Here is a 15,815-nt window from a genome sequence, read left to right as displayed (position 1 = left end):
GTCTATCTTCCAAAGCTATAAAATAAATTTCACACTCTTTTATTAAAATTCAATCTAAATTACAAACACAAAAAAAGGTCAGTTGTAATATTACAACTGACCTTTATATTTACTCTAATAATATGCTTATTTTACATCTACTGCTTCGTGAATAGGTGTACCTATATTCCCATTAGGAGCTTCTATTTTTAAGATCTCTGCAATAGTTGGTGCTATATCAGTCATATGAGTCTCGCGGATAGTCTTACCTGGCTTAACTCCCCATCCCATAAATACAGCTGGTATATGAGCATCATAAGACCCCCAAGTTCCATGTGTTGTTCCTTTAGCATCTTTTCTTCCACTATACCATTGTGGTTCTAAGATATACTGAATCACTCCACTTCTCTTAATATTATATCCATTCACTATTCGCTCACGTATCTTAGTAGGGATAGCTGCTATAGCTGCTTTATCCATATCTGTAACAAAAGCAATACCTTCTATTTTCTTTAGCTCCTTAACGATAAACTCTCGGATATCATCTTCTTCTAAGTCTTTCTCTTGTACCAAAGCGTTATTTAAGTGAACTTGGTAGTTCGTTAAGCTCTTGATGATTTCTTTCTCACCGAACTTTTTCTCTAACTTTTCGTTCAATACTTTTTTTGCTTCAGCTGTATTAAAATAACCTGAGTTACCTTTTTGATCAGCAAAATACTTAGGATTATGTGCTGCTCCGTGGTCTGCTGTTAAAAAGAAAGTATAATTTCCTTTACCAACTTTCTTATCTAAATAAGTTAAGAACTCAGCTAAATCAGCATCTAGTCTTAAATATGTATCCTCTACTTCAATCGAATTAATAGCAAATTGATGTCCTACATAATCCGTAGACGATAAACTTACAGCTAAGAAATCTGTAACTCCAGCAGGATTAGCTCCTAATGCTTCACTATCAATTGCTACTTTAGCAAAGTCAAGAGTTAGAGAATTTCCAAATGGTGTAGCTTTAATTAAGTCATACCCATTGTCTTTCTTTAGTTTAACTAAATCACGTGGGAATACAGGTTTATCTTCTCCTTTAAAAGGTTCTTCATATACATTATCATCAGCAGTACTTAGTACATACGTATCTATAGGATACAAAGTATTCCATCCTTTTTTGAAATATTTATCTGCTAACTTCTCTTTATTAAATGACTTCACCCATTTAGGTAAATCATTCATATAAAAAGTACTTGTAATCCAGTCACCTGATGCCCCATCTAACCAATAAGCAGCGTTAGCAAAATGACCAGCAGGCAATATACCTCCTCTGTCTTTTATGGCGATTCCCACTACTTTTGATTGGAAGTTAGTAGCTAGTTTTAACTGATCTGTCACAGTAGACACTAATAAATTCTTAGGTGATTGTTTTCCTACTTTACCTACACCTCCTACTGCTTCTACACTATCATCTTGAGTACAGTACATACTCTCACCTGTTGCTTGAATGATAAAATCATTACCCGCTATTCCATGTACAGCAGGTACACTTCCTGTATAAATAGTACTATGCCCGATAGCAGTATAAGTTGGGATATAGTCTATAAGTGTATTCTCACTTGAAAATCCCTCGTTTAATAAGCGTTTAAATCCATTATCTGAATAGCGATCGTAGTATTTATAAAGGTAGTCCCATCTCATCTGGTCTACCACTACGCCTACTACTAACTTTGGTTTTGGTAATGTTTCACCAGCTAAGGCAGAAAGTGAAAACATACAGCCTACTGCTGCAAATAAGGTTGTTTTAAATTTCATTTATTTAAGATTAGTTTTGTTTAATAAGGTCTCTGTCTACAAATCTATTAAACTAAGAGACTTTACAAGCATTTAATAGACAAAAAACTTCAATATTAACATTTAAAATATCTAATTCAAAAGTAAACTTACTCCTTAATTCCAAGATTAAGAGAGTGTTATTATTTTGAATTATTTAAAACAATAAAGGCCATTCATAAATTTGAATGGCCTTTAAGCTAACTATTTTATAAAATGATGATTATATGTTCGGATTATAATCTGATTCTTTTTGAGGAGTTCTCCAAGTCCATTTATTGTTAGCTGATGGTAATATAGTTATTCCAGAAGCCACATTATAATTCCCTCCTTCTTTAACTGTCTTACGAGAAATCGGTAAGTTCCATCTTTTATAATCGAACCAATCAAATCCTTCTCCCCATAACTCTATACCTCTATATTTAACGATTTCATTGAACAGTTCTTTTCCTGTTTTATTACAAGTATAACTAGCATCTCTACCCGTGCTCCTAGTTAATTCCTCAAGTAACTTAGAAGCTTCTCCATCTCTGCCTAAAAAATGTAAAGCTTCAGCTTCAATAAAATACATTTCTGAAGAACGGAAATGATTTAAATGTCCAACACCTATCATCTCATTTGCAGCTATTTTAAACTGCATAAATGCAGCTACCTTAGCATTAGTTTGTAGCTTTGGAAACTTTGTTCTAGTTTCCACATCAATAAGAGATTTTGCATCTGCCTCTCCTGTTGTTGCGTTATAAGTAGCAGCATCATATCCTGTTGGGTCTAAAAATAATTGTCTACGTATATCTGTAGTTGGAATACTTTCATAGAATTCCTTACTTATACGTGTTGGTCTTGTACGAACAATAGATGATGAACTATTATAAGCAATATATGCTTGATATGAATAATAATGTAAAGTCTCGTCTAAAGCTCCATAACTACTCCAAATCCATTCAGATGTTGGAGTAGCAAAACCTCCTTTATAATCAGCTTCACTCATCAGTTTATAACCTTTCTTAGCTAAAGTAGCTTCTCTTAATGCCACATTATAATCTTGCTTTACTAATGCAGCTCTAGCATAAACAGCATGTGACACATTTGCATCGATTAAATAATTTGTATTCCCTCTTTTATAATTACTTTCATTAAACAACTGAATCGCTTCATCTAAATCCTTATATACTTGTGCGTAAACATCATTTTGCGAAGATAAAGGCATCTCTTTTGGATCGTCTGGGGTTAATCTCAATATTAAACATTTATGTTCACCATTATTAGAATCTTGCCAACGATTCCCATATAATTGAAGTAACATGGTATAAGAATATGCTCTATAAGTAAGCGCCTGCGCTTTCAAATACTTCTTTTCATTCACAGGTCCTTCTGCACCATCAACATTTGCTATAATAGCATTTGCATTGGTAATCAATAAATAATAATAATGCCATGGATAATAAGTATAAGTACTTGCACTATTATCAAAGAGTAATCCATTCATTAGAGAAGACACTGATGTTTGATCACGCCTAAAATTATTTCCTGTATATTCTCCATAAAATAACTTTATAGTACCTTCTCCATTATACCCTTGCTCACCTATATGTTGAGTTGTCATAATTCTTGCTAAACCATTTACTGCCATTTCAACATTTTTAGTAGTCTTAAAAGCTGTATTAGGAGAAGTAGAGTTTGTTGGATATGTATCTAAATAATCATCACTACAAGAACCCAAAGTTAATACTGCTGACAGTAAAATGTATTTTATATATTTAATTTTCATCTTTCTAAATATTTACTATAATTAATTAAAAGTTTAAAAACCTACATTTACTCCAAAAATAAATGTTCGAGGAGGAGCCCATGAGTTCATAACTTGACCTGCAAAACTCATCTGTGAATTCATCCCTTTTAACTTTGTAAAAGTCACAACATTTTCAACTGTTCCAGTAAAAGACAAGCTACTAATTCCTAAAGATTTAGTTACTTCTTTTGGCATATCATATCCTAAAGAAATATTCTTAAAAACTAAATAATTACCATTTTGTAAAAAACGATCTGAACGCGAAGATGTATACACATTTCTATCAAAATCTAATACAGGTAATCCATTAGGATCAATTCTATTTGCAGATTTTTCTGTCATACCTTCTGGTGCACCGTTCCAAGATCCTAAAATATTTTTATGTAACGCATGTGGGCTACTACCAACAGACATTAAACTTGCATAAGAATAATCATATACTTTAGATCCTAAGCTATATGTAAACAATGCTGATAGAGAAAAGTTTTTATAATTTAAAGAAGTTGAAAAGCTTCCATCTACTTTAGGAATTGCTGAACCTGCAAATTCTCTTTTTCCATACGTTGTAGATGTTGTATAAGTCACTCCATTAATTTCTCTCAAAAACTCATCAGCAATAGCATCTTTATCTGGCGCAGAACCATTTACGTTAAAATTCTCATCATCAATTACATATAATGCATCACCATACATTTGATCAACACCCACAAATTGGTACAAGTAGAATTCATACATGCTCTTACCTTCCAATCGTTTAAAATCACTTGAAATTATTCCATTCTTTCTATTCTCTTCAGGCAGCTTAGCTATTTTGTTTTTTAACCATGTCGCATTTGCAGCGAAATTCCATCTTAAATCTGCTGTTTTAATAATATCTACATCAAAAGACAACTCTAATCCTTTATTAGAAATACTTCCTACATTACTTGTTATAGAAGAAATCCCTTTAGTGCTAGGAGTATTTGATCCGTTTGATAAAGGCATATTTAAATCAAATAATAAATTTTGAGAACGTTTGTCAAAATATTCAACAGTAAAATTAACTCGATTAAAAAGCCTTCCGTCTAAACCAATATTAAATGATGATGATGTCTCCCATTGCAAATTATCATTCCCATTTTGAGATTTATACAGTCCTGCTTTCCCCCCATTTTTCACAATAGAATACAAAGATTGATATCCATATGTACCAGCTCCACCGTCTTCTCCAACCTCTCCATAAGAAGCTCTTAATTTTAAATAATCAATATGCTTCACTTTGAAGAAATCCTCTGCACTAATAATCCAACTACCTCCAACAGACCAAAAGTTCCCCCATCTATTATCTTTATGAAACTTTGAAGATCCATCTCTACGGAAAGAAGCTTCTGCAAAATACTTATTAGCATAGTTATATTTAGCTCTAGATAAATATCCTTCTGTTCTATATTTAACAGTATAATCATAAATACTACCTGCCTCTGTAAAGTTAATCCACTCATCCATTCCTTCAAAAGTTTGATTAGTTTTCATACCATACAAGTAGCTATAATCATTATTAAAGTTTTCATGCCCAACTAAAACATCAAAATTATGATCACCAAAACTTCTATTCCAATTCAATAACTGTTGAGCTGTATATGTTTTATATCTATAAATATCACGTCTTGAACGTCCATTACTACCTTGTCCATCACCTATCAATGCATTATCATATTTACGAGCTTCACTATTTCTTAAACTCATATCTCCTTTTAAAGAGAATGTAAAATCTTGTAAGAATTTGAAATCTGCAAAGAACTGTCCATTAACAGTATTTTTAATTGATTGCTGATTGTTCTTATTATTTTCCAAAACAGTATGGCGTCCTTCTAATTGACCACGTGTTCCTTCTCCATTATCATAAATTCTTTGCCCAAATTCATCATAAACAAAATCACCTGTAACTTTATCATGAAGATAAACAGGGTAAATTGGAGCAATATTACGTGCAAAATAGAATGGATTTACAATTGAAGTATTATCATCCATAGAAGCTGTTAAACCATGAGATTCTTGATGTGATCCCGTCAAATTAGCTCCTACTTTAATAGCATCATTCACTTTATAATCCGCATTAATTCTAGCAGTAAAACGCTTATAATCGCTATTTTTAACATAACTTTCATTATTTAAAAAGCTTCCTGAAAAATAAGCTCCTCCTTTTTCATTTGCCACACGCCCACTCATATTTAAATCTTGATACATCCCTGTTCTTTCAAGCTCTTTAAACCAATCTAAATCTGATGCATATCCAGATAGAACAGACGCATTAGATACTAACTTACCATCTGGAGTAAATAATTGATCTGCTGGTAAATTATAAATATTAAGTTTCAAATAATCTGGAATCAATGTTTCTGTAGCTAACCTATTAGCCTCTTCTAAGCCATTTTTTGCTATTAAAGAGTTTCTATTAGCTTTCCACATTGTTTCCATATAATCATCTGCTCCTAATTTATCATATTCAGACATACCTCTAGTAAACAAACCTTGTTTAAGGTTTACCCCAAAGAATCCCTTCCCTTTAGAGGCTTTCTTAGTGGTAATTAAAACAACTCCATTAGAAGCTCTATTACCATAAAGTGTTGAAGCTGAAGCATCTTTAAGAACAGACATACTATCAATATCATTAGGATTTAAATCCGATATGCTTCCACCAAAAGGAACACCATCTACAACTAATAATGGAGAATTACTTCCATTCACAGAAGTAAATCCACGAATACGAATAGTTGGCTCAGCCCCAGGCTGTCCAGATGTATTGTTTACTCTAATCCCAGGAGCAGCTCCTTCTAGTGCAGCTAAGGCATTGGTACCAGGTCTTTTAGTAATTTCTGAATTCTCTATAACTGCGATAGCACCTGTTACAGATTCTTTAGTAGCAGTACCATAAGCTACAACAACTACATCCTCCAACACTTGACCATCCTCTTTTAATACTATGTCATAATGTGTCTTTGATGTTAATCTAATTCTTTGTGTTTCATAGAACACATACGAAACAACTAACACATCGCCTTCGCCAGCATTAATTGTAAATATCCCATGATCATCTGCACTTGTTCCGAAGTCAGTTCCCTCTAGAACAATAGTTGCACCAATCAACGGTAAACCGTCAGTGTCTTTTACACTTCCAGTTATTGTCTTTTTTGCTTGTGCAAAAACTACACTTGTTAACACAAGCATAGAAAACGTTAAGTAAAGTTTTAATTTCATAAACATCTTTTTAAGATTATTTTAGCATTGCCAAAAATATAAAAAAATGAATCAAAAAAAACATATACAATATTTATTCAAGACAAACACTTAAAATAAATGTAAATTAAGCCCGAAAAATAGACATTATATTAATTTATTTAACTTAAAATACACTATTTTAAAGATTAAAAACACTCATTTTGCAGGTTTATTTTAACTAAAAATACTCATTTCTTAATTTTTAATTAATATTAACTTAATATATAAAAAATACAATTCATTCTATACTTTACTATATTCTGTATACTTATTTTCATCCTTTTATCCCGTACCTTTACATAACATACTAAAATAAACAACATGACAAAACCATTTAAAGTTGTTGCTTTCGATGCGGATGATACCCTATGGGTGAATGAACCTTTCTTTAATGAAGCTGAGAAAGCATTCTGTATCTTAATGGAAGATTACCTAACACATCAAAGCATCTCACAGATACTATTCAAAACACAAATAGACAACCTACCTCTATACGGATATGGAATAAAAGGCTTTACCCTATCCATGGTAGAAGCAGCTAACATAATCTCAAAGGGAACTGTAAGCCCAAAAGTAATCAGTAGAGTCATAGCTATAGGAAAGGATTTATTAACCAAGCCTGTGGAGCTATTAGATGACGTAGAGCAAGTACTAAAGGAACTTCAAGGAAAGTATAAACTAGTGGTCGCAACCAAAGGTGACTTAAAAGACCAACACCGCAAACTACATAAGTCTGGCTTAGGAGCATACTTCCATCATATAGAAGTCATGACGGATAAAGAAGAAATAGACTATCAGAAGTTACTAGGACGTTTAGATATCAAGCCTGAAGAATTTATTATGATAGGCAATTCTCTAAGATCTGATGTACTCCCTGTATTAGAATTAGGAGGTCACGCAGTACACGTCCCTTTCCATACTACATGGTTACACGAGCATGTCGATCACGAAATAGTACATCCGAACTTTACTTCTATTAAAAAACTATCAGAGATTAAAGAGATACTACTATAAATAAAAAGAGGCTAGTTGATGATCAACTAGCCTTTCACTTACACTTATAAACAATGTATTCTTTGATTAGAATCTATATCCTACGAATACATTAAAACTCTGATTATATATCTTCAGGTTCTTCACACCAGGATTTTCTTCTAACCCAAATGTATTAGAGTTATCGAAGATACTGGCAAATCCTCTACTGTAGTTAGCTCCTACTAAGAACCCACAGTTAAACTGGTACTCAGCACCCACTACGATACCGTAGTCCATCTTCTGTAGATACTGTCCATCTTCTTGATCATCTTCTATACTACCGAAAATACCGTGATCTTTATATGTATTCCCCTCTTCATCTACTGCTGTGATAGAAGAGTATAATAACATATTCACATAAGGACCAGCATATATCTGTAGCCCTCCTACTTTAAACACAGCACTGATTGGATTAAGGCGTAGACTGTGCATTTGCAATTTAGCATCTAGTGTTGCCCCATCCTCAGTCTCTCTATCAAAGCGACCACCATACTGTTGATAAAACAACTCGTGTTTCAGCCCAAAATATTTTCCTAAACTATTATCCACACTCACTCCTACGAAGAAGTTATTGCGGTTACTCACTTTACCATCTATAGCTAAATACTCTAGATCATCTCCTTTAAGCGTAGACTGTATCCAACCTCCTTTTACACTAAAAGTAGTATTCCCTTTTAAATCGTGATTTACATCTTGTGCTATAGCTGTACCTGATACTGCTAACACAGAGCATACACTTAGTAATAAGTTTTTCATACCTCTCATTCTTAAAAATCAATATCCCAAATACCCACTGCGTTCTCTAACTCCACTAGAGCAGATGCATACCCAAATAGTGTCTCTGCATAAGCCTGTTGTGTTTCGTTATAAGTACGTTGTGCATCCAACACTTCTAATAGGCTACTCGCCCCTCTTTGATAGCTATACTTGATCCCTTCGTATACCTGTTTAGCCTCTTCTAACATCCCTTTTTCAAACCTATTGATCTGCTTTTGTTTCGTTAGATAGTTACGATATGCTTGAGTGATCTCTTTCTCTAACTCTAGCTCTATAAAGTCATATTCTAGATGAGCTTGACGTTCCTCGTATAATGCAGTTTTTAATCCTGATTCTTTTCTATTAGAGAACTTCAGCGGAATAGAAAAACCTGCTTTAACCACCGTATTACCAGGTGTAGGAGCAATAGCATTCTTTACAAAAGAGTTGTTCTCTACCCCGAAGTTAAGTCCTAAATCTATCGCACGTTCTGCTTTAGCTAAAGAGACTTGCTTACTCGCTACCACCTTATTCTGTCTAGCGACAAGGAAGTCAGCTCTATTGTTCTGAGCAGTCACAATCAAGTCATCTAAAGAGAATAATCTATCAAACTTGTTGAAGTCTCCCTGAGGCAAATATATCGTATCGTTTCTCTGTTTACTGATCACGTTTCTGATCTCTATCAAGCTATTCTCCCAAGCGTCATCTGCATCTTGTAACTCATTATACATCCCTTTAGCTTCTAAGTTACTTTGGATAGCATCCACTTTGCTGATCTGCCCTAATGTATAACGAATACTATCAGACTTAGCTACTTGCTTCATAGACTCATAAGAGTCGCGTTGTATATCAAACAACATCTTATTCTGCAAGGCTTCTAAATATAAGATAGTAGACTCTGCACGCATAGTCTGGAAGAACTCTTGCAACTCTAATTCTGCTAATGTCTTCTGATCTGCAGCTAAATTCTTTCTTGCCTTGCGCTTACCACCTAATTCTAAATCCCATGATAACTCTGCCTCAAAGCCATAACCCATCTGCATACGCTTCTGTTGATTATCAAACCAACCAAAACTCAGCTCAGGGTCTGGGAACATCTTAGCTGCTTGTACCTCAGCTTCTGCAATATCTATATTATACTTCGCTGCTGCATATCCTAAGTTGTTCATTGACATCTTATGAAGATACTCCTTATATGTCAATGCTGTCTTATCACTTACATTGTCTGTATGAAGTTGTGCTACCACAACTTCATTACAGAACAATGCTAATAATCCTACTAGTATATATTTTCTAATAACATTCATACCTAATCCTAATTTTCGTCTGTTTCACTTTTTACGAAGTCGCTATCACTACCCCATTTGCGTTCTACCATATAATACAAGGCAGGTAATACAAATAGTGTAAGAACAGTAGCGAATAATAGACCATAAACGATCACAGTTGCTAGAGGTCTCTGTACATCCGAACCGATACCTGTAGCTAACGAAGCAGGGAATAACCCTAATACCGCCACTGTAGCCGTCATTAATACAGGTCTGAAACGCTCTTCTGCACCTGTTAGTACTGCCTCTTTTAATGCTATACCTCTTCTGCGGAGATCATTGATATGGGAGATCATAATCACCCCATTCTGTATCGCAACCCCAAACAACGCAATAAATCCTACTGCTGAAGATACGTTCAATGACATCCCTCTAATGTTCAAGGCTAACATCCCTCCAAATAAAGCTAACGGTACAACGATCATCAATAATCCAGCTTGTCTAAACTGTCCAAAAGCTCCGTATAGTAATACAAACATTAAACACAAGGTCAAAGGAACAATTACTGCCAAACGGCTATACGCTCTATTCTGATTCTCGAACTGTCCACCCCATTCGATGTGGAACTTCTCATGATCATACGTGATATTGCTTTCTATCTTTTGTTGCGCTTCTTTTAATAGTGACGCTAAGTCTCTATTACGCACGTTTAGTTTTACAGTTAAGTGACGTCTATTCATCTCACGAGTGATCGTACTCTCTCCTGTACTCGTCTTAACATCTGCTACCTGAGACAGCGGAATCTTAGCACCTGTACTAGACGTCAACATTAAGTTAGCGATCTTCTCTGGTGTATTTCTACTCTCTTCAGTATATCTAGCACTGATGTCATATACTTTATTTCCGATAAATATCTGTGATATTGCCTTACCACCTATAGCCACCTCGATAAGTTCTGCAACGTCAGATACGTTTAATCCATATTGAGCTATCTTATCTCTATTCGCATGGATCTGTAGCTGTGGTAATGGTGGCTCTTGATCTATTGCTAAATCTACCGCTCCATCTACCGTACGCAGTGTACCTAATACCTCATTCGCTATACGTCTAGTCTCGTGAAAATCTTCTCCATATACCTTCACTACTAATTCACTATGCGCTCCAGATATCTTATCCATTACCCCATCGATCATCGGCTGAGCGAACCCAACTGTAAATCCAGGTAAAGACTCATACTCTGCTGCTAACTCTTCGATTAAATCATCTTTAGTCTTACCACGAGGCCATTCTTTATAAGGCTTGATACCTACCGAACATTCGAAATGTGATGGAGTAAATGGGTCTGTTCCATCATCATTACGCCCAGACTGTACCATGATATACGTTACCTCATCATACTTCATAGTTCTAGCACGTAGTGTATCACTCATCTCTTTTGATTTCTCTAGTGAGATACCAGGAGGTAAGGTTACTTGAAGCCAGATAGAACCTTCATCTAATGGAGGTAAGAAATCTTTACCTACCTTCATTGACAATCCTATTGTAATCGCTAAAACAACTAATAACGGTACGAATACTTGCTTTGGCTTATTTACAATCTTGATAATTCTATTGTGATATACATTCGTTAGTTTCTCTAACCACTTATTGTGGTAGATCTTTCTAGGCTTTCTATACACCGCATACGCAAGACCTGGTATCAAAATCAAGGCTACTAATAATGCCCCTATCAAGGCATATCCTACTGTAAACGCCATCGGTGTAAACAACTTCTTCTCTACACGTTCAAAAGCGAATAGTGGTAAGTATGCTGTGATAATAATGATTGTAGCGAAGAAGATAGGCTTAGCTACCTCTTTGGTACGCTGTGCTATAGACTTCTCTTTTAATTCCTCTTCTGGATTGTCCTCCCTCTTCTTCAGTATGGACTCCATCATCACGATAGCACCATCCACTATAATACCGAAGTCAATCGCTCCTAACGAAAGTAAGTTAGCAGGTATATCTGTGAAGTGCATCATGATAAATGCAAACAACAGAGATACAGGGATCGTAATCGCTACTAATAGCGCTCCTCTCCAACTTCCTAAGAATACAATCAATACAATCACTACTAAACTAATTCCTTCGATTAGCGTAGTAGACACAGTATGTAATGTCGTATCTACTAAATCTGTACGATCTAAGAAAGTGTGTATTCTAACACCTTCTGGCAATAAACCATTGTTCAGTTCATCTACATATTGGTGTATCTTATCTAATACTACAGATGGGTTTTCGTGTTTTAATAACAGTACAATCCCCTCGATACTATCAGAATAATCTCTTTCTCTATCTGTAAAACCAAGAATACCTTTGCGCTCTACATTTCCATATTTTAAGCGACCTAAATCGTTTAAGAATACAGGTATACCATCTTCTGCCTTAACAACGATTTTACCTAAATCCTCTAAATCTTTAATCAACCCAATACCTCTCACCACATACCCAAGGTCTCCTCTCGTTAGAACACTTCCTCCTGCATTGACGTTATTCTCTTCTATCGTCTCTGTTACATCGCTTAGCGATAGACCGTATTGTTCTAATTTATGTGGATCTAATTCGATTTGAAACTGAGTAGTGATTCCACCGAAGTTAGTTACCTCAGCTACACCAGGTACTTGATTAAGCTTAGGGATAATCACGAAGTTTTGTAAATCCGTTAATTCTCTAAGACTATAGCCATCTCCCTCTATGATATATCTATATACCTCACCGATAGGCGATGTCAGCGGATCTAATTCAGGAGTCGCATCATAAGGCAACTCTACATCGTTTAATCGCTCTTGGATTCGTTGACGAGCGAAGTAGTCATCTACTCCATCAGCGAATACTATCGTGATCATAGACAGTCCGAATGTACTATTACTACGCATCACGTGCATTCCAGGCATACCATTAAGAGCGCGCTCTATCGGAATGGTAATCTGTAATTCTATCTCTTCTGCTGCCAGCCCTGGCACTTGTGTTACTACTTGAGAAGTAGTATCTGCTATATCTGGATAAGCTTCTATTGATAATTGTTTCCAAGAATAATATCCAAATATACACAGCAAAGCAAACAACGCTGCTACAAGCCATCTTTTGTGAATAGCTGTATCTATTATACCTTTCTTCATTGTATTATTGTTTATTATTAAATAGCTTGTGGCAAGTAGATTCCTCCTTCACTTACTACCTCATCTTGTTTGTCTAATCCTGATAGGATAACGGTCTTATCTCCAGACACTCCTCCGATCACGATGCTCTTCTTAGCATACTTATTCTCTCCTACCTTCACGAATACGAATGAGTTATCTTCACCTTGTAAGACTGCTCTAGAAGGCACTAAGATTACTGGTTCTGGTTGATCGATAAAACGAACACTCACATACATACCCGGTTTTAGAATTCTCTTCTCATTATCCACTTCTATCAGTACATCTATACTTCTAGTCTCCTCATCCACGATCTCGTTGATATGATAGATAGTACCCGATAGTGGAGCATCAGGATATGCTGCAAGTTCCACTTGTACTTTGTTTAGTTTAGCTAAGTGATTGATATCTTTTTCTTTCACTTTACCTACTATCCATATTTTACCTAGTGAAGCGATCTTCACTACTGGGTCAGCCTCATCGTTAATGAACTGTCCTATCACTAGGTTGTTCTCTAAGACCTCTCCAGCTATAGGAGAGCGCACTGTCAATGCCTGTCCTAGTACTAGTGAGCTAGCATCTACACTATATATCTTTAATGCTGCACGAGCGTTATCATAAGCCGCCTTAGCGATAGAGTATTCTGTCTCTGCCTCTTCGAACTCCTGTCTTACCCCAACACCGTTGTTCAGTAAGTCTTCTTGTCTTTTAAGGTTTAGAGCTGCTTGTTTAAACTCTTGTTTTGAATCGAAGTAATCCTTTTGAGCCTCAAAATAGTCAGGTGAAGACACTTCAAATAAAGGAGTATTCTCACTCACTTTTTGCCCAAGTTTGATAAATGATTTGACTATTCTCCCTGAGAAAGGAGATGCTATTTCTGCATAATGGTTGGGAATAGCTTTCACTACCCCAGCAGTAACTAGATCGAAAGTAAAGTCTTCTTCTGATACCTTACTTGTTTTTATTCTGTCTTTTAGATTTGAAGTTTCAGTTAGAGTGATGATCTTATTTTCTACTGTAAACTGAGCACTATCTGCTGCCTGCTCTTTCTTCTCAGAACAATAGCTCAATAATATGCTAACTCCTAAAATACCTGCTAGTTTTAATGTTTTAGCCATTATGTTTATTTTTAATTAATACCTTATTTATTATTTCACTAAGTTTTTATCTTAAAAACACTTTAAAGTTACTTCATAATACGGAGATTCCATATTAAATAACGAAGCATTTTATGAATTTTTATTATCCTTCTGCTGACAGATCGCATCGAGAGCGTAATTTTTGCATTCCTTTTTATATAATTTATGTTAAGTGTAATCTACAATAATCATGCTACTTTAGGTTGAAAAAATGAGCTGCTATACTAAAGTAAATCAGTAACCCCGATATATCTACGATCGTAGTGATAGCTGGGCTAGCTGCTACTGCAGGGTCTCCGTTAAACCTGCGAACCAACATCGGCAACAAAGCTCCTATTATCGTAGAGGTAATCACCTGTAGCGACAGGGCTAACGCGATCACTCCTCCTATGGACGCTAGTGTGTAACCTGTCGGAATCTCTGTCCCCCAGTTTAGAAACACTACGATACCAAAAGCGACTAAACCAAGAAAACAAGATAACATCAGTGCTATCCTTAGCTCTTTCCACAATACCTTTAGCCATGACTTTACTGTAATCTGCCCTAGTGCCAGTGATCTGATCACTACTGTCGCAGATTGACTCCCTGCATTACCTCCTGTAGAGGCTATCATCGGCATGTATAAGGCTAGAATCATCAGCTGCATTAATGTCGCTTCATAACTGTAGATGATCATCCCTGCTCCTATCCCGATTACTGCTAGTGTCACTAGCCAAAACACTCTCTTCTTAAAATGGTTGAATATACTCGTCTGATTATAATCAGACTCCTCATTCGTACCAATGATTCCCATGAAGCGTTCCATATCTTCTGTATGTTCTGCTTGTATCACATCTAGTGCCTCATCATGTGTCACTATTCCTACTAGCTGTTTCTTATCGTTTAGTATCGGCAAGGCTACTAGCTGATACTTATCTATTTTCTTCGCTATTGACTCACTGCTATCACTTAAAAAACCAAATACAAACTCTGTATGTAATTCGTCCTTAACTAATACATCAGGCTCAGCTATGATCAAATCTTTTAAAGTAATAAAGCCTACTAAAGTCTTATCCTCATTCACTACATATACATAGTATATCGTCTTTTTAGAAGGAGAGTCTTTGCGCACTTGTTGTATCGCTTCGAAGCACGTCATGTCTTTAGATACTGTAGCGAAATCTGTAATCATGATTCCCCCCGCTGTATGCGCAGGATACGAACTAAGTGCTAGCACATTCTCGCGTATATTCTTCGTTAGATAAGGTAGTAAGTCTACCTGCTCCTGCTGTGTCATCAGCTGAAACAGATCTGCTCTAGCATCTGATGGCATCTCTTCGAATATCCTAGCGAATAGCTTCTTACTCACTCTCTGAAAGAATCCTAACTGCTTCACCAACGGAAATTCTGCAAAAATCTCCCCTTGCTCTGCTATTGTAAACTCATTAAACACAAGAACCAAATCATCATTAGCCACTCTACTCAGTAGCTCGCTGATGTCGATAATAGGCATCTTCTTGATCACAGGCAGCATCATCGTTATCTTCTCCATACTGTTCATATCAGTTGCTATCTTCTGTAGATTTTTTAAATCTCTGTTATGCATTCTCATAATACCTCA

At 35.7% G+C, this 15,815-nt stretch carries 9 protein-coding genes; 1 reads left to right on the top strand and 8 read right to left on the bottom strand.

Annotation, left to right across the window (positions count from 1 at the left end; genetic code table 11):
• Positions 1 to 126: 126 nt before the first annotated feature.
• The 3 genes from pafA to MYRA21_RS06345 all read right to left on the bottom strand — a co-directional run bounded on the left by pafA (position 127) and on the right by MYRA21_RS06345 (position 6,820).
• Positions 127 to 1,776, bottom strand: coding sequence for an alkaline phosphatase PafA (pafA, locus tag MYRA21_RS06355; protein WP_006257801.1), 1,650 nt, complete (start codon positions 1,774 to 1,776; stop codon positions 127 to 129).
• Positions 1,777 to 2,017: 241 nt separating this feature from the next.
• Positions 2,018 to 3,562 (bottom strand): RagB/SusD family nutrient uptake outer membrane protein, encoded by a 1,545-nt coding sequence (locus MYRA21_RS06350; protein WP_006257802.1) that lies wholly within the window; start codon positions 3,560 to 3,562, stop codon positions 2,018 to 2,020.
• A gap of 33 nt (positions 3,563 to 3,595) precedes the next feature.
• Positions 3,596 to 6,820: a SusC/RagA family TonB-linked outer membrane protein gene (locus MYRA21_RS06345; RefSeq protein WP_006257803.1), complete on the bottom strand. Its 3,225-nt coding sequence runs from the start codon at positions 6,818 to 6,820 to the stop codon at positions 3,596 to 3,598.
• Between the two features lie 342 nt (positions 6,821 to 7,162).
• Here MYRA21_RS06345 and MYRA21_RS06340 point away from each other — a divergent pair, with 342 nt between their 5' ends.
• On the top strand, positions 7,163 to 7,855 hold the full coding sequence (locus MYRA21_RS06340) for an HAD family hydrolase (protein ID WP_006257804.1): 693 nt from the start codon (positions 7,163 to 7,165) through the stop codon (positions 7,853 to 7,855).
• 66 nt (positions 7,856 to 7,921) lie between these two features.
• On the opposite strand, the gene MYRA21_RS06335 is transcribed toward MYRA21_RS06340, so the two are convergent.
• The 5 genes from MYRA21_RS06335 to mgtE all read right to left on the bottom strand — a co-directional run bounded on the left by MYRA21_RS06335 (position 7,922) and on the right by mgtE (position 15,806).
• Positions 7,922 to 8,632, bottom strand: coding sequence for an outer membrane beta-barrel protein (locus tag MYRA21_RS06335; protein ID WP_006257805.1), 711 nt, complete (start codon positions 8,630 to 8,632; stop codon positions 7,922 to 7,924).
• Between the two features lie 11 nt (positions 8,633 to 8,643).
• Positions 8,644 to 9,939 carry a TolC family protein gene (locus MYRA21_RS06330; protein ID WP_006257806.1) on the bottom strand — a complete coding sequence of 432 codons (1,296 nt, stop codon included), beginning with the start codon at positions 9,937 to 9,939 and terminating at the stop codon, positions 8,644 to 8,646.
• Positions 9,940 to 9,947: 8 nt separating this feature from the next.
• Positions 9,948 to 13,058 carry an efflux RND transporter permease subunit gene (locus tag MYRA21_RS06325; protein ID WP_006257807.1) on the bottom strand — a complete coding sequence of 1,037 codons (3,111 nt, stop codon included), beginning with the start codon at positions 13,056 to 13,058 and terminating at the stop codon, positions 9,948 to 9,950.
• 17 nt (positions 13,059 to 13,075) lie between these two features.
• Positions 13,076 to 14,194 (bottom strand): efflux RND transporter periplasmic adaptor subunit, encoded by a 1,119-nt coding sequence (locus MYRA21_RS06320; RefSeq protein WP_006257808.1) that lies wholly within the window; start codon positions 14,192 to 14,194, stop codon positions 13,076 to 13,078.
• A gap of 214 nt (positions 14,195 to 14,408) precedes the next feature.
• Positions 14,409 to 15,806 carry a magnesium transporter gene (gene mgtE, locus MYRA21_RS06315; RefSeq protein WP_006260487.1) on the bottom strand — a complete coding sequence of 466 codons (1,398 nt, stop codon included), beginning with the start codon at positions 15,804 to 15,806 and terminating at the stop codon, positions 14,409 to 14,411.
• Positions 15,807 to 15,815: the final 9 nt, after the last annotated feature.

The organism is Myroides sp. A21, assembly GCF_000807225.1.
Classification (GTDB): Bacteria; Bacteroidota; Bacteroidia; order Flavobacteriales; family Flavobacteriaceae; genus Flavobacterium; species Flavobacterium odoratimimum.
Note: the sequence above shows the minus strand (reverse complement) of the source record. Positions and strands in the feature narration are given on the sequence as shown.